This is a genomic window from Vibrio spartinae, assembly GCF_024347135.1.
Classification (GTDB): Bacteria; Pseudomonadota; Gammaproteobacteria; order Enterobacterales; family Vibrionaceae; genus Vibrio; species Vibrio spartinae.
In genome coordinates, this window is record NZ_AP024907.1 from 409731 (window position 1) to 427411 (window position 17681).

The window sequence follows — 17681 nt, forward strand, 5'->3', positions numbered from 1 at the left end:
AATGAGTAATGAATTTATATATGGCATTCATGCTGTGAGTGCTGTGTTGGAGAAAACCCCGGATCGATTGGTCGAAGTTTTTGTGTTGAAAGATCGACAAGACCGTCGTTTGCTTCCTGTGTTGAATGAGTTGCAAAGGCTCGGTATTTCAATTCAACAGATGAGCCGTCAAGCGTTAGATAAAAAATCCCAAGGTGCGAGTCACCAAGGGATGATGGCAAAAGTGAAACCTGCCAAAACCTTGAATGAACATGATCTGGATACGCTTTTAAACGCAGTAGAACACCCGCTATTACTTGTTTTGGATGGTGTCACCGATCCACATAATCTTGGGGCGTGTCTTAGAAACGCAGATGCCGCTGGCGTGACAGCCGTGATTGTCCCCAAAGATAAATCTGCGCCATTGAATGCAACCGTGAGTAAAGTCGCCTGTGGTGCCGCTGAAAGTGTACCTTTAGTCCGAGTGACTAATCTGGCCAGAACAATGAAGGCTTTACAAGAGCAAGGGATCTGGTTTGTTGGGACTGCTGGAGAAGCAACTCAAGATATCTTCCAGTCTAAACTGACGGGTCCGTTAGCCATCGTTATGGGCGCGGAAGGCGATGGGATGCGTCGTCTGACCAGAGAAACCTGTGATGCATTGATTAAAATTCCGATGTCGGGAAGTGTTTCTAGTTTAAACGTATCCGTCGCAACTGGAGTCTGTCTTTTTGAAGCGGTGAGACAACGTTTATCACGCTAAGTCTCTTAGAATGACAATCGGGCTCTGAATGAGATAACTGAGCCCGATTTTATTTTGATTGTTTTTCCATCGAACCTTGCATGTGACCATTCTATCTGTATAATACCCGCCACTGGTTAAGCCAGTTGTGAACCAATGAGCAGCAAGGAGCTGATACATCTTTTGGGATTTATCAGGTAATGTATACTTAGCTTATGTTCGTAGTTAATATAAATTTGCTTAATAAAGTTGATCTAAATTAGCTGACAATGTTCCCAATTAGGGAGCTACGGTTTCACATGAATCAATCGACATTCTCTCACAAATAAGTGGGCATGAGTGGCGATATTGTTTGTGTAATTTTTTGAATTTGGAGCTCTGTCTCATGCAGAACCAACGTATCCGAATCCGCCTCAAAGCTTTCGATTACAAATTAATCGACGCTTCTACTGCGGAAATCGTTGAAACAGCAAAGCGTACCGGCGCACAGGTTCGTGGTCCTATCCCACTGCCTACTCGTAAAGAGCGTTTCACTGTTCTTATCTCTCCACACGTCAACAAAGATGCTCGTGATCAGTACGAAATTCGTACTCACAAACGTCTCATCGACATCGTTGAGCCAACAGACAAAACTGTTGACGCTCTGATGCGTCTCGATCTAGCTGCTGGCGTTGATGTTCAAATCAGCCTAGGTTAAGGGGAGATTAGAAGAATGATTGGTCTAGTCGGACGTAAAGTGGGTATGACCCGCGTATTTACCGAAGAAGGCGTTTCTATCCCAGTTACAGTTGTTGAGGTTGAAGCGAACCGTGTTTCTCAAGTTAAAACACTTGATAGTGACGGTTACACTGCAATCCAAGTAACTTCTGGTGCGAAAAAAGCCAACCGTGTATCTAAGCCAGAAGCTGGTCACTTCGCGAAAGCGGGTGTTGATGCTGGCCGCGGTCTTTGGGAATTCCGTTTAGAAAACGGAGAAGAGTTTTCAGTCGGTTCAGAATTGACTGTTGAACTTTTCAATGAAATAAAAAAAGTAGACGTTACTGGTACATCTAAGGGTAAAGGTTTCCAAGGTGCTGTGAAGCGCTGGAACTTCCGTACTCAAGATATGACTCACGGTAACTCATTGTCGCATCGTGCTCCTGGTTCTATCGGTCAATGTCAGACTCCAGGTCGTGTATTCAAGGGCAAGAAAATGGCTGGTCACATGGGAGCTGAGCGTGTAACGACTCAAAACCTAGAGATCGTACGTGTCGACGCTGAGCGCAACCTGCTTCTGATTAAAGGTGCAGTCCCTGGTGCTATCGGTGGTGACGTGATCGTTAAACCAGCTGTTAAAGCATAACGTCTAGGAGTAAGTAATGGAATTGATGGTTAAAGGTGCTGACGCACTAACTGTTTCCGAAACTACTTTCGGACGTGAGTTCAACGAATCTCTTGTACATCAAGTAGTTGTTGCATATGCAGCAGGTGCTCGTCAAGGTACTCGTGCTCAAAAAACACGTTCAGAAGTTTCTGGCGGCGGCGCTAAACCATGGCGTCAAAAAGGTACTGGCCGTGCTCGTGCTGGTACAATCCGTAGCCCAATCTGGCGTACAGGTGGTGTTACTTTTGCTGCGAAGCCACAAGATCACAGTCAAAAAGTAAACAAAAAAATGTACCGCGGTGCTATGAAGAGCATTCTTTCTGAGCTGGTTCGTCAAGAGCGTCTGATCGTTGTTGATGATTTCTCAGTTGAAGCTCCAAAAACTAAAGAACTGGTAGCTAAGCTTAACGAACTTGAGCTTAACGATGTACTTATCGTTACTGGTGAAGTAGACGAGAATCTGTTCTTAGCTGCTCGTAACCTTTATAAAGTTGGCGTACGTGACGCAGCGGGTGTCGATCCTGTTAGCTTGATCGCGTTTGACAAGGTTCTTATGACTGCTTCTGCGGTTAAGCAAGTTGAGGAGATGCTGGCATGATTAGCGAAGAGCGTCTACTAAAAGTTCTGCGTGCTCCGCACATCTCTGAAAAAGCAACAATGGTTGCTGAGAAAGCAAACACTGTTGTTTTCAAAGTAGCGAAAGATGCAACGAAAAAAGAGATTAAAGCAGCCGTAGAAAAGCTATTTGAAGTTGAAGTTGAATCTGTAAATACCCTGATTACTAAGGGTAAGACCAAACGTCAAGGTATGCGCCAAGGTCGTCGTAGCGACTTGAAAAAAGCGTATGTAACTTTGAAAGAAGGTCAGGATCTTGACTTTGTTGGCGGCGCGGAATAACAGGAGTAGTTGAAAAATGGCTATTGTTAAATGTAAGCCGACTTCGGCTGGTCGCCGTCACGTCGTTAAAGTTGTGAACAATGACCTGCATAAAGGTAAACCTTATGCGCCACTTTTAGAAAAAAATTCTAAAAACGGTGGTCGTAACAACAACGGTCGTATCACAGTACGTCATATCGGTGGTGGTCATAAGCAACACTATCGTTTGATTGATTTCAAACGTACTAAAGATGGCATTCCGGCAAAAGTTGAGCGTCTGGAATATGATCCAAACCGTAGTGCAAACATCGCTTTGGTTCTTTATGCAGATGGTGAACGTCGTTACATCATCGCACCAAAAGGTTTGCAAGCTGGTGATGTAATCCAGTCTGGTGTAGATGCGCCAATTAAAGCAGGTAACACTCTGCCGATGCGCAACATCCCAGTTGGTTCAACAGTTCACTGTGTTGAATTGAAACCAGGAAAAGGTGCACAACTTGCACGTTCTGCTGGCGCTTATGCACAAATCGTTGCTCGTGACGGTGCATATGCAACAATTCGTCTGCGTTCTGGCGAAATGCGTCGAGTTCCTTCTGAAGGTCGTGCAACTATCGGCGAAGTCGGTAACTCTGAACACATGCTTCGTGAACTTGGTAAAGCAGGTGCTACACGCTGGCGTGGTGTTCGTCCGACTGTTCGTGGTGTTGTGATGAACCCGGTTGATCACCCACACGGTGGTGGTGAAGGTCGCACATCTGGTGGTCGTCACCCTGTATCTCCTTGGGGTATGCCTACTAAGGGCTTCAAAACCCGTAAAAACAAACGCACCGACAAGTACATTGTACGTCGTCGTAACAAGTAATCTATTTAAGAGGATAAGCCATGCCACGTTCTCTCAAGAAAGGTCCATTTATTGACCTACACTTGCTGAAGAAGGTAGAGAAAGCGGTGGAAAGCGGAGACAAAAAGCCTATTAAGACTTGGTCCCGTCGTTCAATGATCATTCCATCAATGATTGGTTTGACCATCGCTGTCCATAATGGTCGTCAGCACGTCCCGGTTTTCGTAACTGATGAAATGATCGGTCACAAACTGGGTGAATTTGCACCAACACGTACTTATCGCGGTCATGCTGCAGATAAGAAAGCGAAGAAGAAGTAAGGAGTAGATGATGGAAGCTGTTGCTAAACATAACTTTGCTCGTATTTCTCCACAGAAAGCTCGCTTAGTTGCAGATTTGATCCGTGGTAAGTCTGTCGATCAGGCTCTGGAAATTCTGACTTTCAGCAACAAAAAAGCTGCTGACTTAGTTAAGAAGGTTCTTGAGTCAGCTATCGCAAACGCGGAGCATAACGAAGGTGCAGATATTGACGATCTAAACGTCGCCAAAATCTTCGTAGATGAGGGTCCTGTCATGAAGCGTATTATGCCTCGTGCCAAAGGCCGTGCGGACCGTATCTTGAAGCGTTCAAGCCACATTACTGTGGTTGTCGCAGATCGCTAAGAGACTAGGAGAGTAAGCAAATGGGTCAGAAAGTACATCCAAATGGTATTCGTCTAGGCATCGTTAAGCCTTGGAATGCTACATGGTTTGCTAACACCAAAGAGTTCGCTGACAACCTAGACGGCGACTTCAAGGTACGTCAATTCCTCAAGAAGGAATTGTCAAAAGCGTCTCTATCACGCATTGTTATCGAGCGTCCTGCGAAAAGTATCCGTGTGACTATCCACACGGCTCGACCAGGTGTTGTTATCGGTAAGAAAGGTGAAGACGTTGAAAAACTTCGTACTGCGGTAGCGAAAATTGCAGGTGTACCAGCGCAAATCAATATCGCTGAAGTACGTAAGCCTGAGCTAGACGGCCAATTAGTGGCTGATAGCATCGCGTCTCAACTAGAGCGTCGTGTTATGTTCCGTCGCGCGATGAAGCGTGCAGTACAAAACGCAATGCGTCTAGGTGCTAAGGGTATCAAAGTAGAAGTAAGCGGTCGTTTAGGCGGCGCTGAAATCGCACGTTCTGAGTGGTATCGTGAAGGTCGTGTACCTCTACACACTCTTCGTGCAGACATTGAGTACGCAACTTCTTCGGCTCACACTCAGTATGGTGTGATTGGCGTTAAAGTCTGGGTCTTCAAAGGAGAAATCCTAGGTGGAATGCCAGCTGCAAATGCAAATACCGCTGAGCCTAAAGGTGATAAGCCTAAGAAACAGCGTAAAGGCCGTAAGTAAGGAGTCGACAGATGCTACAACCTAAACGTACAAAGTTCCGTAAGGTTCATACTGGTCGCAACCGTGGTCTAGCTAAAGGTACTGATGTTTCTTTCGGTACATTTGGTTTGAAAGCTGTCGGCCGTGGTCGTTTGACTGCTCGTCAGATCGAAGCGGCTCGTCGTGCGATGACACGTCACGTTAAGCGTCAAGGTAAAATCTGGATTCGTGTATTCCCAGATAAGCCTATCACAGAAAAACCACTTGAAGTTCGTCAAGGTAAGGGTAAAGGTAACGTTGAGTACTGGGTAGCCCAAATCCAACCTGGTAAGGTTATGTACGAAATGGATGGTGTACCTGAAGAATTGGCACGTGAAGCTTTTGCGCTTGCAGCTGCAAAACTTCCGTTCAAGACTACTTTCGTAACTAAGCAGGTGATGTGATGAAAGCACAAGATCTACGCGAAAAGAACGCTGAAGAGCTGAATGCTGAGCTATTGAATTTGCTACGTGAACAGTTCAACTTGCGTATGCAAGCAGCGACTGGTCAACTACAGCAGACTCATACTCTGAAAGCTGTACGCCGTGATATCGCACGTGTGAAAACTGTTTTGACTGAGAAGGCAGGCGCATAATGAGCGACAAAATTCGTACTCAACTTGGTCGTGTTGTTAGCGACAAGATGGATAAGTCTATCGTTGTTGTTATCGAACGTTTCGTAAAACATCCAATTTACGGTAAGTTTGTTAAACGCACGACTAAAATTCACGCACATGACGAAAACAACGAGTGTGGCCAAGGCGATACCGTTGAAATTTGTGAGTGCCGTCCATTGTCTAAGACTAAGTCTTGGACTTTGGTGAAAGTGGTAGAAAAAGCAAAAGTTTAACTTTTGTTTTTCAATCAAGAAACGGCTCCAATTATTTTTGGAGCCGTTTGTTTTTTGACTACCCAATCTGAAAAAAGGGTGTTACAATTCGCCTCCCTTTTTAAAGGCAGCCCGACCCGAGAGGGTCTAGTTTTAATATTTAGCGGAGCACTAACATGATCCAAATGCAAAGTATGCTGGACGCAGCTGATAACTCAGGCGCTCGCAGCGTAATGTGTATTAAGGTTCTGGGTGGCTCTCACCGTCGTTACGCACATATCGGCGACATCATCAAAGTTACCGTCAAAGAAGCAATTCCACGCGGTAAAGTAAAAAAGGGTGATGTCCTGAAGGCGGTGGTAGTTCGCACCCGTAAAGGCGTACGTCGTCCAGACGGTTCTGTCATTCGCTTCGACCGTAACGCTTGTGTATTGTTGAATAACAATACTGAGCAACCAGTCGGTACACGTATCTTTGGTCCAGTGACTCGTGAGCTTCGTAATGCGAAGTTTATGAAGATTGTTTCACTGGCTCCAGAAGTATTGTAAGGGAGCACTGAGATGGCAGCTAAAATCCGTCGTAATGACGAAATCGTTGTTCTTGCCGGTAAAGACAAAGGCAAGAAAGGTAAAGTAACTAAGGTTCTTGGAACTGGTAAAGTTATTGTTGAAGGCATCAACCTTGTGAAAAAACACCAGAAGCCTGTACCGGCTATGGGTGTTCAAGGTGGAATCGTTGAACAAGAAGCAGCAATCGAAGCTTCTAACGTTGCAATCTTCAATGCAGCTACTGGTAAAGCGGACCGTGTCGGTTTCCGTTTTGAAGACGGCAAGAAAGTCCGTTTCTTCAAATCTAACGGTGAAACCATTTCTAACTAATAGACGTAATTTGGAGTTCTACTATGGCGAAACTGCATGATTACTACAAGTCGTCTGTAGTCGCTGAACTGGCCAAACAGTTCGGTTACACAAGCGTCATGCAAGTCCCTAGGATTGATAAAATCACCCTAAATATGGGCGTTGGTGAAGCTATCAACGATAAGAAACTGCTTGAGAATGCAGCATCTGACATGGCGGCCATTTCTGGTCAAAAGCCTCTTGTCACAAAAGCTCGCAAATCTGTTGCAGGTTTCAAAATCCGTGAAGGCTACCCAATTGGTTGTAAAGTAACCTTGCGTGGCGAACGTATGTGGGATTTTTTGGAGCGTTTGATTTCTATCGCTCTACCACGTGTACGTGACTTCCGTGGTGTTAGCGCGAAATCTTTTGATGGTCGCGGTAACTACAGCATGGGCGTTCGCGAGCAAATCATCTTCCCGGAAATCGACTACGATAAAGTCGACCGTGTTCGTGGTCTTGATGTAACAATCACGACTAGTGCGTCCACTGATGAGGAAGGCCGTGCTCTGCTGGCTGCCTTTAACTTCCCATTCCGCAAGTAAGGTGAAGGGTTACTGTTATGGCTAAACAATCAATGAAAGCACGTGAAGTAAAACGTGCAAAGCTTGTCGCTCAGTATGCTGAAAAGCGTGCTGCGTTAAAAGCTACTATCAGCGACGTAAACGTATCTGAAGAAGAACGTTGGGATGCTGTTCTGAAACTTCAAACACTTCCTCGTGATTCAAGTGCATCACGTCAGCGTAACCGTTGTAACCAAACTGGTCGTCCACATGGTTACCTACGTAAGTTCGGTTTAAGCCGTATTAAAGTTCGTGAAGCTTGCATGAAAGGCGAGATTCCTGGACTTCGTAAGGCTAGCTGGTAATTGCCACTTAATCATTTGGAGTAAAGTTTATGAGCATGCAAGATCCGATTTCGGATATGCTGACCCGTATTCGTAACGGTCAGGCAGCAAACAAAGTTGCTGTAAAAATGCCTTCTTCAAAGCTGAAAGTTGCAATTGCTGCACTTCTGAAAGCTGAAGGTTATGTCGAAGATTTCGCTGTTGAAGGCGATGTAAAACCTGAACTGGAAGTTACGCTGAAATATTTTCAAGCGAAACCAGTTATCGAGCAAATCAAACGTGTTTCACGTCCTGGCCTGCGCGTCTATAAAAGAAAAGACGAGCTGCCATCTGTGATGGGCGGTTTGGGTGTTGCTGTTGTATCCACTTCCAAGGGTCTGATGTCAGACCGTGCTGCCCGTAAAGCAGGTCTTGGTGGTGAAATCATTTGCTACGTAGCTTAATTATAGGAGTAGGATATGTCTCGTGTTGCTAAAGCACCTGTCGCTATTCCAGCTGGCGTAGAGGTGAAATTAAACGGCCAAGAGATCACTGTGAAAGGTGCAAAGGGTGAACTAACTCGCGTGTTGAATAACGCAGTTGTGATTGCTCAAGAAGAAAGTAACCTGACTTTCGGACCTCGTGAAGGTGTTGCGAATGCTTGGGCACAGGCAGGTACTGCTCGTGCACTAGTGAACAACATGGTTGTCGGTGTGACGGAAGGCTTTACGAAGAAGCTTGTACTAAAAGGTGTTGGTTACCGTGCCTCAATGAAAGGCAATGCTGTAGCTCTGACACTGGGCTTCTCTCACCCTGTTGAACATGAATTGCCAGCAGGAATTAAAGCGGAGTGTCCAAGCCAAACTGAAATTACTATCACCGGTTGTGATAAACAACTTGTGGGTCAAGTTACGGCTGATATTCGTGCTTACCGTGAGCCTGAACCTTACAAAGGTAAGGGTGTTCGTTACGCAGATGAAAATGTGCGTACTAAAGAAGCTAAGAAGAAGTAAGGTAACACTATGGATAAGAAAGCATCTCGCATCCGTCGTGCCACTCGTGCACGTCGTAAGATTGCAGAACTGGGTGCCACTCGCCTAGTTGTACACCGTACTCCTCGTCACGTGTACGCGCAGGTTATCGCATCTAATGGCTCTGAGGTTATCGCTGCAGCTTCTACTGTAGAAAAAGCGATCCGTGAGCAATTGAAATTCACTGGAAACATCGAAGCAGCACAAGCGGTAGGTAAAGCTATTGCTGAACGCGCTCTGGAAAAAGGCGTGTCAGAAGTTGCTTTTGATCGTTCCGGTTTCCAATACCACGGTCGAGTAGCAGCGCTAGCAGAATCTGCTCGCGAAGCTGGTCTGAAATTCTAAGGTAGGGTTGGAAGATGGCTAAAGATTTACAACAAGCGAGTGATTTGCAAGAAAAATTAATCGCTGTTAACCGTGTTTCTAAAACGGTTAAAGGTGGTCGGATCATGAGCTTTACTGCACTAACAGTTGTTGGTGATGGTAATGGTCGCGTAGGTTTCGGTTACGGCAAAGCCCGTGAAGTACCTGCTGCGATTCAAAAAGCAATGGAAAAAGCGCGTCGTAACATGATTACAATCGCGCTGAACGAAGGCACACTTTTCCACCCGGTAAAAGGTCGCCACTCGGGCTCTAAAGTTTATATGCAGCAAGCTGCTGAAGGTACGGGTGTTATCGCCGGTGGTGCGATGCGTGCTGTACTTGAAGTTGCAGGTGTACATAACGTTTTGTCAAAAGCGTATGGCTCAACAAACCCAATCAACATCGTTCGTGCAACGATTGATGCTTTGGGTAGCATGAAGTCACCAGAAATGGTTGCAGCTAAACGTGGTCTAACTGTTGAATCGATTTCGGAGTAAGCACCATGGCAACTATTAAAGTAACTCAAACTAAAAGCTCAATTGGTCGCCTACCAAAGCATAAAGCTACTTTGCGTGGTCTAGGCCTTCGTCGTATCAACCACACTGTTGAACTTGAAGATACACCATGTATACGTGGTATGATCAATAAAGTTCAATACATGGTTAAAGTTGAGGAGTAATCAGAATGCGTTTGAATACTCTATCTCCGGCTGCGGGTTCTAAGCCTTCTAAGAAGCGTTTAGGTCGTGGTATCGGATCTGGCCTGGGTAAAACAGGTGGTCGTGGCCACAAAGGTCAAAAATCACGCTCTGGCGGTAAAGTTCGTGCAGGTTTTGAAGGCGGACAAATGCCTTTGAAACAACGCTTGCCAAAATTCGGCTTCACTTCTCGTAAGAGTTTAGTGTCTGCTGAAGTTCGTCTAAGTGAATTAGCGAAAGTAACAAGCGAAGTTGTTGACCTGAACAGCCTGAAGGCAGCAAATGTTGTGACTAAAAACATTGAGAATGTAAAAATCGTTCTTTCTGGTGAGATCAACAAAGTTGTTACAGTGAAAGGTTTACGCGTAACTAAAGGCGCTAAAGCTGCAATCGAAGCTGCAGGCGGAAAAATCGAGGAATAATCTCGAAACGAGGTACAGATGGCTAAGAAACCAGGACAAGATCTTCGTAGTACTCAGAGCGGCTTAAGTGAATTGAAGTCGCGCTTGTTATTCGTATTAGGTGCGCTTCTCGTATTCCGAGCTGGCTCTTTTGTGCCGATTCCTGGTATTGACGCAGCTGTACTAGCCGATTTGTTCGAACAGCAAAAAGGGACCATCGTAGAAATGTTTAACATGTTCTCCGGTGGTGCTCTTTCGCGTGCATCTATATTAGCGCTGGGAATCATGCCATATATTTCGGCATCGATTGTTGTCCAGTTGCTAACTGTAGTTCATCCCGCGTTAGCTGAACTCAAGAAAGAGGGTGAAGCAGGGCGTCGTAAGATTAGCCAATATACGCGTTACGGCACGCTTGTACTTGCAACATTCCAAGCTCTTGGGATTGCGACAGGACTACCAAACATGGTCTCTAATCTGGTCGTTATCGATCAAACCATGTTTACGTTCATCGCAACAGTGAGTCTAGTAACCGGTACCATGTTCTTAATGTGGTTAGGTGAACAGATTACTGAGCGGGGTATTGGTAATGGTATTTCATTACTGATATTTGCAGGTATTGTTGCTGGTCTGCCTAAGGCAATCGGACAAACGATTGAGCAAGCGCGTCAAGGTGAATTGCATGTGCTTCTTCTCCTGTTGATTGCGGTAATCTCTTTTGCTGTGATTTATTTTGTTGTCTTTATGGAGCGTGGTCAGCGTCGTATCGTTGTTAACTACGCAAAACGTCAACAAGGTCGCAAAGTCTTCGCAGCACAGAGTACCCATTTGCCATTGAAAATTAATATGGCAGGGGTAATTCCAGCAATCTTTGCATCAAGTATTATTTTGTTCCCAGGGACATTAGCACAATGGTTTGGTAATAGTGGTGGTGAAGGTTCAGCGTTTAGCTGGCTGACGAAAGTGTCTCTGGCACTGAGCCCTGGTCAACCGTTGTATGTAATACTTTATGCAGTTGCAATTATCTTTTTCTGTTTCTTTTATACTGCGTTGGTATTCAACCCACGTGAAACAGCAGATAATTTGAAGAAGTCTGGTGCGTTCGTACCCGGTATCCGCCCAGGTGAGCAGACTGCCAGATATATTGATAAAGTAATGACGCGTCTAACCTTAGCTGGTGCGTTATACATTACCTTTATCTGTCTGATCCCTCAGTTCATGATGGTCGCTTGGAATGTACGTTTCTATTTTGGCGGCACCTCACTACTGATTGTAGTTGTGGTTATTATGGACTTTATGGCACAGGTACAGACTCATATGATGTCAAGTCAATATGATTCTGTGTTGAAAAAAGCAAATCTGAAAGGCTACGGCCGTTAATTCAGATTTCTCTCACGGAGTTTAGCAATGAAAGTTCGTGCTTCCGTTAAAAAGATCTGCCGTAACTGCAAAGTTATCAAGCGTAACGGTGTTGTTCGCGTGATTTGCAGTGAGCCAAAGCATAAGCAACGCCAAGGCTAATTAGCAGAATTTTTTACTTGAAAAAACAAGGTCGGTCGAGTATATTCCTCGGCCTACCTTTTGCGTGCAAAAGAAGTAGTATCCCGCAACGTATCCTCTACGGGCTCTGTTGCGGATAATTCTTTGATGAAAGTACTAGGAGTGAATAGTGGCCCGTATAGCTGGCATTAACATTCCTGATCATAAACATGCTGTTATTGCATTAACTGCAATCTACGGCATCGGTAAGACTCGTTCACAAGCTATCTTGGCTGAACTGAGCATTGCTGAAAGTGTTAAGATCAGTGAACTAACTGAAGAGCAGATCGATCAACTGCGTGATGGTGTAGCTAAGTACACTGTAGAAGGTGATCTACGTCGTGAAGTATCAATGAACATCAAGCGTCTTATGGACCTTGGTTGTTATCGTGGTCTTCGTCATCGTCGCAGTCTACCTCTACGTGGACAGCGTACTAAAACCAACGCTCGCACCCGTAAGGGTCCGCGTAAGCCGATCAAGAAATAATCGGGAAGGTAGAGTACAATGGCTAAACAACCAACTCGCGCACGTAAGCGCGTACGCAAGCAAGTCGCAGATGGCGTGGCGCATATCCATGCATCTTTTAACAACACAATCGTAACCATTACTGATCGTCAAGGTAATGCTCTAGCTTGGGCAACAGCTGGCGGTTCTGGTTTCCGTGGTTCTCGTAAGTCTACTCCGTTCGCTGCACAGGTTGCTGCCGAGCGTTGTGCTGAAATGGCTAAAGAATATGGCCTTAAGAATCTGGAAGTTATGGTGAAGGGTCCAGGTCCAGGTCGTGAATCAACAGTTCGCGCACTGAACGCTGCTGGTTTTCGTATCACAAACATTGTTGATGCGACACCAATCCCTCATAACGGTTGTCGTCCACCTAAGAAACGTCGCGTTTAACGTTTCGAGGAAGATTGGAGAAAGATCATGGCAAGATATTTGGGTCCTAAGCTGAAGCTTAGCCGCCGCGAGGGTACCGACTTATTCCTTAAGTCAGGTATTCGTGCGATAGATACCAAGTGTAAAATAGATAACGCACCAGGTGTACACGGCGCTCGTCGCGGTCGTCTATCTGATTATGGCGTTCAGCTTCGTGAGAAGCAAAAAGTACGTCGTATGTACGGCGTTCTTGAAAAACAATTCCGTAACTACTATAAAGAAGCAGCCCGTTTAAAAGGCAACACTGGTGAAAACCTACTTCAGCTTCTTGAAGGTCGTTTGGATAATGTTGTTTACCGTATGGGCTTTGGGGCAACTCGCTCAGAAGCTCGTCAGCTAGTTAGTCACAAAGCTATTCTGGTTAACGGTAAAGTAGTAAACATTCCTTCTTTCAATGTTACGGCAGACGACGTTGTTGCAGTGCGTGAGAAAGCTAAAAAGCAATCTCGTATCACGGCAGCTATAGAAGTTGCAGAACAACGCGAAAAACCAACTTGGATTGAAGTGGATGGCAGCAAAATGGAAGGTACGTTCAAGCGTTTGCCAGAACGTTCAGATCTATCAGCTGACATCAACGAACAATTGATCGTCGAGCTTTACTCTAAGTAAGGTTTAAATTAAAGAGAGGACACAATGCAGGGTTCTGTAACAGAATTTCTTAAGCCACGTCTTGTTGATATCGAACAAATCAGCACGACACACGCAAAAGTAACTCTTGAGCCGTTAGAGCGTGGTTTCGGCCATACTCTGGGTAATGCACTTCGCCGTATTCTTCTTTCGTCTATGCCAGGTTGTGCCGTGACTGAAGTTGAAATTGAAGGCGTACTACACGAGTACAGCACCAAAGAAGGTGTTCAAGAGGATATCCTAGAGATCCTTCTGAACCTGAAGGGTTTAGCTGTTCGCGTTGCCGAAGGCAAAGATGAAGTGTTCATTACACTGAACAAATCAGGCTCGGGCCCTGTTGTTGCAGGTGACATCACTCATGATGGTGATGTTGAGATCGTAAACCCTGAGCACGTTATTTGTCATCTTAATGATGACAATGCTGAGGTCGCAATGCGCATCAAGGTTCAACGTGGTCGTGGTTATGTTCCGGCTTCTGCTCGTATCCATACAGATGAAGATGATCGTCCAATTGGTCGCCTACTTGTTGATGCTACCTACAGCCCGGTGGATAAAATCGCCTATACTGTAGAAGCAGCACGTGTAGAACAGCGTACTGACTTAGACAAGCTTGTCATCGATATGGAAACAAATGGCACAATCGAACCAGAGGAAGCTATCCGCCGTGCAGCAACAATACTTGCTGAACAGTTGGATGCATTCGTAGATCTACGTGATGTACGAGTTCCTGAGGAGAAAGAAGAGAAGCCTGAATTCGATCCGATCCTATTGCGTCCTGTAGACGATCTTGAACTAACAGTTCGCTCTGCTAACTGTTTGAAAGCAGAAGCGATTCACTACATCGGTGATCTAGTACAGCGTACTGAGGTAGAATTACTTAAAACACCTAACCTCGGTAAGAAATCTTTGACAGAGATTAAAGACGTGCTTGCATCACGTGGTCTTTCTCTGGGTATGCGCCTAGAAAACTGGCCGCCAGCATCTATCGCTGAAGATTAATCGATACAAGTTAGAAGGATTTGGTCATGCGCCATCGTAAGAGTGGTCGTCAACTCAACCGCAACAGCAGTCATCGCAAAGCGATGTTTAGCAACATGGCTAGCTCTTTGGTACGTCATGAAGTTATCAAGACTACTTTGCCTAAAGCTAAAGAGCTACGTCGCGTAGTTGAGCCTTTGATTACACTAGCTAAGACTGACAGTGTTGCTAATCGTCGTCTAGCATTTGCTCGAACTCGTGATAACGAAGTCGTTGCAAAATTATTTAACGAACTAGGTCCACGTTTCGCTGCTCGTCAAGGTGGCTACACTCGTATTCTAAAGTGTGGTTTCCGTGCAGGTGACAAAGCTCCAATGGCATACATTGAGCTGGTTGATCGCCCAGAAGCTGCTGAAGCTGCTGAGTAATCAGTTCGTCATTTAGGAAAGCCGAGCATATGCTCGGCTTTTTTATTATCCTTGAATGACTGCTTAGATAGTGGGAATTCTTTTTCTAATCATTACATCTCCCCTTGAATTACTGCTGCCATAACTGAGTGAGCGAGCTCATTAATCCTTCACTTGCGCCCCGAGTATTGAGATATTTTAAGATAAGAGGGACGAATTTTGACACCATATCCGGACTCAACCCCAGCTGTTTGAAAGAGCTGATGACCGCAGTCATATCATTTATATCTGATAAGCCATTCTTTATTCCGGTTTGATTTAGACTTGATAGATTTTCCATTCCGGGAATGAGTTGATTCAATTCAGTATTATTCTGATCGGACAATCGATTTTGAGCCAGTGACAATAATGCACCAACCCCGCCGGTTGCTTGCTGACCGGAGACCGGAAGCTGTGCTGCTACCTGTGAAATCAGTGTTGAACTGCTTCCTGTCAGTCCAAGCGTTTTGCCGATTGTGCTACTAAGCTCTTCGGTATGATTGCCGAGTTTGAAAAAAGCGTAACTTGGGGATGTCAGTGTGGTACTTAACATCAGCGTCCACACCAGAGTGCGTGTTGTTGTCATGAATGGTATTTCCATTATTGTGAGCTGATGATTCAGTTTAGATAAAAAAAGCGGTGCTGAGCACCGCTTGATGTTAATTCTTTGCTAATTTATTGATAGCTGATTCGCTTACAGAATGTCGAGTAATTCGACTTCAAAGACCAACGCTGCGTATGGTGGGATCGCCGCACCAGCACCACGCTCACCATAAGCAAGATCTTGAGGAATATAAAGTTTCCACTTTGAACCGACAGGCATGATTTGTAGTGCTTCTACCCAACCTTTAATCACACCCGTTACTGGGAATTCGACTGGCTGACCACGAGTTACAGAGCTATCGAATACCGAACCATCGGTTAGTTGACCATGATAATGAACACGAACAGTCTTATCAGAAGTCGGTACTTCACCTGTACCCTCTGTCACGATTTCATACTGAAGACCTGATTCTAAAACAGTCACTTCAGGACGGAGTGCGTTATCTTTCAGGAACGCTTCGCCATCAGCGGCAGCAACTTTCGCTGCAGATTCACGCGTTTCTTGAGCTTTGGCATGAACGGCTTGCAATGCCTGATTAATATCGTCGATTTCAATTGCTGGCATGTCACCAGTTAATGCTGTCGCAATACCAGCAGCGAGCGCATCAACACTGAGTCCTTCTAAACCGCTACCAGCAAGCTGTTGGCCCATTTGCAAACCAATACCGTAGCTTGCCTTCTGTTCGTTTGTTTCAAGTTGTACGTCAGACATAAACTGTCACTCTTTTGCGTTAAAACGCTAGAGAATAACAGTTATTAGTAGATGATGAAATGAAGAACGGGGAGAATATTTCATTGCATAGTTTGATGTGACATATCTTCAAACTTAAGTGAAATTTTTTCAAGATTGTGTCAACATTTTAGTTATAGCAGTGATTCCCCTATACTCATTAAGCGCGAGTTTTTATACTAGCTGGAATAAGCATGGGAGATGTTAATTCGTGAATCGCCGACAGGAAAAAAAGGTGCAAGGTGGCTATCTTGCTGTTGTTCAGAGCAAATGGTCAGCTATGAATTTTCAGCAGTCATTTCAGTCCGTTGTCAGACCGTGTCGTGGTCTATGGTGTGAATTACCGAAATTGCATCAACGTTTACTGATGGTTTTGGTGCCAGTGGTCATGCTTCTCGTTTTGACGCCTTGGCCGAAAGAGGAGCCCGTTGCATCTGAACAGACGATTGTGGAGCAGTCAGCTGGCGAGCAGCGTGTTGCACTGGCGCTTGATCCCGATAGCCTGAAGGAACCCACTGAACCTGTCGCATCCCCGAAAGCGGCGAAACCGGCTTCAGAACCTCGTACAACGACATGGGTTAACTATACGGTAAAAAATGGTGACACGCTTTCTAAGGTGTTCCGTACCAACGATTTATCATTGGCTGATTTGAATGATCTTGTTCAGGTCGAGGGTTCTGATAAGCCACTCAGTAATATCAAGCCGGGACAATTGATTCGTTATAAGCTGACGAATAAAGGTGATCTGGATATTTTGCAAATCGAACAAAAGGATCAATCGATCATGTTCTTCCGTTTATCCAATGGTGGATTTGGTCGGAGTAAATAACGTCAGCAAGAAAATCGATTGAACGAAGCGATATGAGGGGGAATCGTAATAGGCGCCATGACCCCTCATCTATTGTAACGTTTGGTATATCCGTAAAGTGAGCATCGTGTTGATGCTTGCTTGGAAGGAGATTTACTGAGGCATTCTCTTCATATCGATATGTGAAATACCATCTTCCAGATAAGGTTCGGATGTCTGAACGAATCCATATTGGCGGTAAAATGTCTCTAATTGTGCCTGTGCACCAATTTCAATCGGTGTCTCCGGCCATAGATGATCACATCGCTCAATGGCATGAGTCAGTAATTGATGTCCGACACCTGCTCCTCGAACACAGGTATGGGTTGCTATTCGACCCATACTACTGCCCGGATAGCTAATACCAGGTGGCATTAACCGCGCACAGGCAATGATTTTTTCATCCTGATATCCCAGCAGGTGATGGACTCCGGGCATATGGTCTTTGTCGTCTAATTCAGGATAAGGACAGGTTTGTTCAACAACAAATACGTCAATCCGTAGTTTGATTAATTGGTATAGCTGTGTCGTTGTCAGCTCGGAAAAGGGAAGCAGATGCCAGATTATCATCGAAGTACCGACTGAGTGAATGAAAGTTATGTTCGACAATCTACATCAACATGATGTGATTATCATTAAAAAATATCCCCCCACGAGTCACCAAAGGCGCTGTTTTTTCTGTCAATCTCTCAAAAGCATGACCGCACAGTCGTTGCTCTCGCTACGGCTGT

33 protein-coding genes are annotated in these 17681 nt (G+C 45.1%); 30 read left to right on the top strand and 3 right to left on the bottom strand.

The window, feature by feature from the left end; translation table 11 throughout:
• The first annotated feature begins 1 nt into the window (after window position 1).
• The 29 genes from rlmB (at window position 2) to rplQ (ending at window position 14752) form a co-directional block, all read left to right on the top strand.
• Window positions 2-742, top strand: coding sequence for a 23S rRNA (guanosine(2251)-2'-O)-methyltransferase RlmB (gene rlmB / locus OCU60_RS01750; protein ID WP_074372140.1), 741 nt, complete (start codon window positions 2-4; stop codon window positions 740-742).
• 364 nt (window positions 743-1106) lie between these two features.
• On the top strand, window positions 1107-1418 hold the full coding sequence (rpsJ, locus tag OCU60_RS01755) for a 30S ribosomal protein S10 (protein WP_001181007.1): 312 nt from the start codon (window positions 1107-1109) through the stop codon (window positions 1416-1418).
• Window positions 1419-1433: 15 nt separating this feature from the next.
• The gene (rplC, locus tag OCU60_RS01760; RefSeq protein WP_074372139.1) at window positions 1434-2063 is read left to right on the top strand and encodes a 50S ribosomal protein L3; all 630 of its coding nucleotides are present in this window, start codon (window positions 1434-1436) and stop codon (window positions 2061-2063) included.
• A gap of 16 nt (window positions 2064-2079) precedes the next feature.
• Window positions 2080-2682, top strand: coding sequence for a 50S ribosomal protein L4 (gene rplD / locus OCU60_RS01765; RefSeq protein WP_074372138.1), 603 nt, complete (start codon window positions 2080-2082; stop codon window positions 2680-2682).
• Complete coding sequence (rplW, locus tag OCU60_RS01770; protein ID WP_074372137.1) at window positions 2679-2981, top strand: 50S ribosomal protein L23; 303 nt, start codon at window positions 2679-2681, stop codon at window positions 2979-2981. The genes rplD and rplW overlap by 4 nt, the downstream gene beginning before the upstream one ends.
• Window positions 2982-2997: 16 nt before the next feature.
• Window positions 2998-3822 (top strand): 50S ribosomal protein L2, encoded by an 825-nt coding sequence (gene rplB / locus OCU60_RS01775; RefSeq protein WP_072959075.1) that lies wholly within the window; start codon window positions 2998-3000, stop codon window positions 3820-3822.
• A 20-nt stretch (window positions 3823-3842) separates the two neighbouring features.
• A complete protein-coding gene (gene rpsS, locus OCU60_RS01780) occupies window positions 3843-4121 on the top strand; it encodes a 30S ribosomal protein S19 (RefSeq protein WP_004398469.1) in 279 nt (92 codons plus the stop codon).
• A 10-nt stretch (window positions 4122-4131) separates the two neighbouring features.
• Window positions 4132-4464: a 50S ribosomal protein L22 gene (rplV, locus tag OCU60_RS01785; protein WP_027694083.1), complete on the top strand. Its 333-nt coding sequence runs from the start codon at window positions 4132-4134 to the stop codon at window positions 4462-4464.
• A 20-nt stretch (window positions 4465-4484) separates the two neighbouring features.
• Window positions 4485-5189: a 30S ribosomal protein S3 gene (gene rpsC, locus OCU60_RS01790; RefSeq protein WP_074372136.1), complete on the top strand. Its 705-nt coding sequence runs from the start codon at window positions 4485-4487 to the stop codon at window positions 5187-5189.
• An 11-nt stretch (window positions 5190-5200) separates the two neighbouring features.
• Window positions 5201-5611: a 50S ribosomal protein L16 gene (rplP, locus tag OCU60_RS01795; RefSeq protein ID WP_021019649.1), complete on the top strand. Its 411-nt coding sequence runs from the start codon at window positions 5201-5203 to the stop codon at window positions 5609-5611.
• On the top strand, window positions 5611-5802 hold the full coding sequence (gene rpmC / locus OCU60_RS01800; protein ID WP_074372135.1) for a 50S ribosomal protein L29: 192 nt from the start codon (window positions 5611-5613) through the stop codon (window positions 5800-5802). Before rplP ends, rpmC begins: the two co-directional genes overlap by 1 nt.
• Window positions 5802-6056: a 30S ribosomal protein S17 gene (rpsQ, locus tag OCU60_RS01805; RefSeq protein WP_074372134.1), complete on the top strand. Its 255-nt coding sequence runs from the start codon at window positions 5802-5804 to the stop codon at window positions 6054-6056. Before rpmC ends, rpsQ begins: the two co-directional genes overlap by 1 nt.
• Before the next feature lie 155 nt (window positions 6057-6211).
• On the top strand, window positions 6212-6583 hold the full coding sequence (rplN, locus tag OCU60_RS01810) for a 50S ribosomal protein L14 (protein WP_021019652.1): 372 nt from the start codon (window positions 6212-6214) through the stop codon (window positions 6581-6583).
• Window positions 6584-6595: 12 nt separating this feature from the next.
• On the top strand, window positions 6596-6913 hold the full coding sequence (rplX, locus tag OCU60_RS01815) for a 50S ribosomal protein L24 (protein WP_074372133.1): 318 nt from the start codon (window positions 6596-6598) through the stop codon (window positions 6911-6913).
• A 23-nt stretch (window positions 6914-6936) separates the two neighbouring features.
• Complete coding sequence (gene rplE / locus OCU60_RS01820; RefSeq protein WP_074372132.1) at window positions 6937-7476, top strand: 50S ribosomal protein L5; 540 nt, start codon at window positions 6937-6939, stop codon at window positions 7474-7476.
• 17 nt (window positions 7477-7493) lie between these two features.
• Window positions 7494-7799, top strand: coding sequence for a 30S ribosomal protein S14 (rpsN, locus tag OCU60_RS01825; RefSeq protein WP_038179113.1), 306 nt, complete (start codon window positions 7494-7496; stop codon window positions 7797-7799).
• A gap of 29 nt (window positions 7800-7828) precedes the next feature.
• A complete protein-coding gene (gene rpsH, locus OCU60_RS01830) occupies window positions 7829-8221 on the top strand; it encodes a 30S ribosomal protein S8 (RefSeq protein ID WP_074372131.1) in 393 nt (130 codons plus the stop codon).
• A 15-nt stretch (window positions 8222-8236) separates the two neighbouring features.
• Window positions 8237-8770 carry a 50S ribosomal protein L6 gene (gene rplF / locus OCU60_RS01835; RefSeq protein WP_074372130.1) on the top strand — a complete coding sequence of 178 codons (534 nt, stop codon included), beginning with the start codon at window positions 8237-8239 and terminating at the stop codon, window positions 8768-8770.
• A gap of 9 nt (window positions 8771-8779) precedes the next feature.
• Window positions 8780-9133 carry a 50S ribosomal protein L18 gene (gene rplR / locus OCU60_RS01840; RefSeq protein WP_021019658.1) on the top strand — a complete coding sequence of 118 codons (354 nt, stop codon included), beginning with the start codon at window positions 8780-8782 and terminating at the stop codon, window positions 9131-9133.
• Window positions 9134-9147: 14 nt separating this feature from the next.
• Window positions 9148-9648 (top strand): 30S ribosomal protein S5, encoded by a 501-nt coding sequence (gene rpsE / locus OCU60_RS01845; RefSeq protein WP_074372129.1) that lies wholly within the window; start codon window positions 9148-9150, stop codon window positions 9646-9648.
• 5 nt (window positions 9649-9653) lie between these two features.
• Window positions 9654-9830, top strand: coding sequence for a 50S ribosomal protein L30 (gene rpmD / locus OCU60_RS01850; protein WP_074372128.1), 177 nt, complete (start codon window positions 9654-9656; stop codon window positions 9828-9830).
• A gap of 5 nt (window positions 9831-9835) precedes the next feature.
• Window positions 9836-10270: a 50S ribosomal protein L15 gene (rplO, locus tag OCU60_RS01855; protein ID WP_074372127.1), complete on the top strand. Its 435-nt coding sequence runs from the start codon at window positions 9836-9838 to the stop codon at window positions 10268-10270.
• A gap of 18 nt (window positions 10271-10288) precedes the next feature.
• A complete protein-coding gene (gene secY / locus OCU60_RS01860; RefSeq protein WP_074372126.1) occupies window positions 10289-11626 on the top strand; it encodes a preprotein translocase subunit SecY in 1338 nt (445 codons plus the stop codon).
• 27 nt (window positions 11627-11653) lie between these two features.
• A complete protein-coding gene (gene rpmJ / locus OCU60_RS01865; protein WP_000868186.1) occupies window positions 11654-11767 on the top strand; it encodes a 50S ribosomal protein L36 in 114 nt (37 codons plus the stop codon).
• Between the two features lie 148 nt (window positions 11768-11915).
• Window positions 11916-12272, top strand: coding sequence for a 30S ribosomal protein S13 (rpsM, locus tag OCU60_RS01870; protein ID WP_021019663.1), 357 nt, complete (start codon window positions 11916-11918; stop codon window positions 12270-12272).
• A gap of 18 nt (window positions 12273-12290) precedes the next feature.
• Complete coding sequence (gene rpsK / locus OCU60_RS01875) at window positions 12291-12680, top strand: 30S ribosomal protein S11 (RefSeq protein ID WP_001118870.1); 390 nt, start codon at window positions 12291-12293, stop codon at window positions 12678-12680.
• A 27-nt stretch (window positions 12681-12707) separates the two neighbouring features.
• Entirely contained in the window at window positions 12708-13328 is a 621-nt protein-coding gene (gene rpsD, locus OCU60_RS01880; RefSeq protein ID WP_074372125.1) for a 30S ribosomal protein S4, read from the top strand.
• A 24-nt stretch (window positions 13329-13352) separates the two neighbouring features.
• Complete coding sequence (locus OCU60_RS01885; RefSeq protein WP_038179109.1) at window positions 13353-14345, top strand: DNA-directed RNA polymerase subunit alpha; 993 nt, start codon at window positions 13353-13355, stop codon at window positions 14343-14345.
• 26 nt (window positions 14346-14371) lie between these two features.
• Window positions 14372-14752, top strand: coding sequence for a 50S ribosomal protein L17 (gene rplQ, locus OCU60_RS01890; RefSeq protein ID WP_021019666.1), 381 nt, complete (start codon window positions 14372-14374; stop codon window positions 14750-14752).
• A gap of 109 nt (window positions 14753-14861) precedes the next feature.
• Here rplQ and OCU60_RS01895 read toward each other — a convergent pair whose 3' ends face one another.
• Window positions 14862-15356 carry a DUF2780 domain-containing protein gene (locus OCU60_RS01895; protein ID WP_074372124.1) on the bottom strand — a complete coding sequence of 165 codons (495 nt, stop codon included), beginning with the start codon at window positions 15354-15356 and terminating at the stop codon, window positions 14862-14864.
• 108 nt (window positions 15357-15464) lie between these two features.
• Complete coding sequence (locus tag OCU60_RS01900) at window positions 15465-16085, bottom strand: FKBP-type peptidyl-prolyl cis-trans isomerase (RefSeq protein WP_074372123.1); 621 nt, start codon at window positions 16083-16085, stop codon at window positions 15465-15467.
• A gap of 229 nt (window positions 16086-16314) precedes the next feature.
• On the opposite strand from OCU60_RS01900, the gene OCU60_RS01905 reads away from it, so the two are divergent.
• Window positions 16315-16932: a LysM-like peptidoglycan-binding domain-containing protein gene (locus tag OCU60_RS01905; protein ID WP_074372122.1), complete on the top strand. Its 618-nt coding sequence runs from the start codon at window positions 16315-16317 to the stop codon at window positions 16930-16932.
• 132 nt (window positions 16933-17064) lie between these two features.
• Here the strand turns inward: OCU60_RS01905 and OCU60_RS01910 are convergent, their stop codons facing one another.
• Window positions 17065-17520, bottom strand: a complete 456-nt coding sequence (locus OCU60_RS01910; protein WP_074372121.1) for a GNAT family N-acetyltransferase — start codon at window positions 17518-17520, stop codon at window positions 17065-17067.
• Between the last annotated feature and the right edge of the window lie 161 nt (window positions 17521-17681).

Coding starts and splice junctions, on each gene's coding strand:
- rlmB (WP_074372140.1), top strand. CDS start 2: ATGAGTAATGAATTTATATATGGCATTCATGCTGTGAGTGCTGTGTTG.
- rpsJ (WP_001181007.1), top strand. CDS start 1,107: ATGCAGAACCAACGTATCCGAATCCGCCTCAAAGCTTTCGATTACAAA.
- rplC (WP_074372139.1), top strand. CDS start 1,434: ATGATTGGTCTAGTCGGACGTAAAGTGGGTATGACCCGCGTATTTACC.
- rplD (WP_074372138.1), top strand. CDS start 2,080: ATGGAATTGATGGTTAAAGGTGCTGACGCACTAACTGTTTCCGAAACT.
- rplW (WP_074372137.1), top strand. CDS start 2,679: ATGATTAGCGAAGAGCGTCTACTAAAAGTTCTGCGTGCTCCGCACATC.
- rplB (WP_072959075.1), top strand. CDS start 2,998: ATGGCTATTGTTAAATGTAAGCCGACTTCGGCTGGTCGCCGTCACGTC.
- rpsS (WP_004398469.1), top strand. CDS start 3,843: ATGCCACGTTCTCTCAAGAAAGGTCCATTTATTGACCTACACTTGCTG.
- rplV (WP_027694083.1), top strand. CDS start 4,132: ATGGAAGCTGTTGCTAAACATAACTTTGCTCGTATTTCTCCACAGAAA.
- rpsC (WP_074372136.1), top strand. CDS start 4,485: ATGGGTCAGAAAGTACATCCAAATGGTATTCGTCTAGGCATCGTTAAG.
- rplP (WP_021019649.1), top strand. CDS start 5,201: ATGCTACAACCTAAACGTACAAAGTTCCGTAAGGTTCATACTGGTCGC.
- rpmC (WP_074372135.1), top strand. CDS start 5,611: ATGAAAGCACAAGATCTACGCGAAAAGAACGCTGAAGAGCTGAATGCT.
- rpsQ (WP_074372134.1), top strand. CDS start 5,802: ATGAGCGACAAAATTCGTACTCAACTTGGTCGTGTTGTTAGCGACAAG.
- rplN (WP_021019652.1), top strand. CDS start 6,212: ATGATCCAAATGCAAAGTATGCTGGACGCAGCTGATAACTCAGGCGCT.
- rplX (WP_074372133.1), top strand. CDS start 6,596: ATGGCAGCTAAAATCCGTCGTAATGACGAAATCGTTGTTCTTGCCGGT.
- rplE (WP_074372132.1), top strand. CDS start 6,937: ATGGCGAAACTGCATGATTACTACAAGTCGTCTGTAGTCGCTGAACTG.
- rpsN (WP_038179113.1), top strand. CDS start 7,494: ATGGCTAAACAATCAATGAAAGCACGTGAAGTAAAACGTGCAAAGCTT.
- rpsH (WP_074372131.1), top strand. CDS start 7,829: ATGAGCATGCAAGATCCGATTTCGGATATGCTGACCCGTATTCGTAAC.
- rplF (WP_074372130.1), top strand. CDS start 8,237: ATGTCTCGTGTTGCTAAAGCACCTGTCGCTATTCCAGCTGGCGTAGAG.
- rplR (WP_021019658.1), top strand. CDS start 8,780: ATGGATAAGAAAGCATCTCGCATCCGTCGTGCCACTCGTGCACGTCGT.
- rpsE (WP_074372129.1), top strand. CDS start 9,148: ATGGCTAAAGATTTACAACAAGCGAGTGATTTGCAAGAAAAATTAATC.
- rpmD (WP_074372128.1), top strand. CDS start 9,654: ATGGCAACTATTAAAGTAACTCAAACTAAAAGCTCAATTGGTCGCCTA.
- rplO (WP_074372127.1), top strand. CDS start 9,836: ATGCGTTTGAATACTCTATCTCCGGCTGCGGGTTCTAAGCCTTCTAAG.
- secY (WP_074372126.1), top strand. CDS start 10,289: ATGGCTAAGAAACCAGGACAAGATCTTCGTAGTACTCAGAGCGGCTTA.
- rpmJ (WP_000868186.1), top strand. CDS start 11,654: ATGAAAGTTCGTGCTTCCGTTAAAAAGATCTGCCGTAACTGCAAAGTT.
- rpsK (WP_001118870.1), top strand. CDS start 12,291: ATGGCTAAACAACCAACTCGCGCACGTAAGCGCGTACGCAAGCAAGTC.
- rpsD (WP_074372125.1), top strand. CDS start 12,708: ATGGCAAGATATTTGGGTCCTAAGCTGAAGCTTAGCCGCCGCGAGGGT.
- OCU60_RS01885 (WP_038179109.1), top strand. CDS start 13,353: ATGCAGGGTTCTGTAACAGAATTTCTTAAGCCACGTCTTGTTGATATC.
- rplQ (WP_021019666.1), top strand. CDS start 14,372: ATGCGCCATCGTAAGAGTGGTCGTCAACTCAACCGCAACAGCAGTCAT.
- OCU60_RS01895 (WP_074372124.1), bottom strand. CDS start 15,356: ATGACAACAACACGCACTCTGGTGTGGACGCTGATGTTAAGTACCACA.
- OCU60_RS01900 (WP_074372123.1), bottom strand. CDS start 16,085: ATGTCTGACGTACAACTTGAAACAAACGAACAGAAGGCAAGCTACGGT.
- OCU60_RS01910 (WP_074372121.1), bottom strand. CDS start 17,520: ATGATAATCTGGCATCTGCTTCCCTTTTCCGAGCTGACAACGACACAG.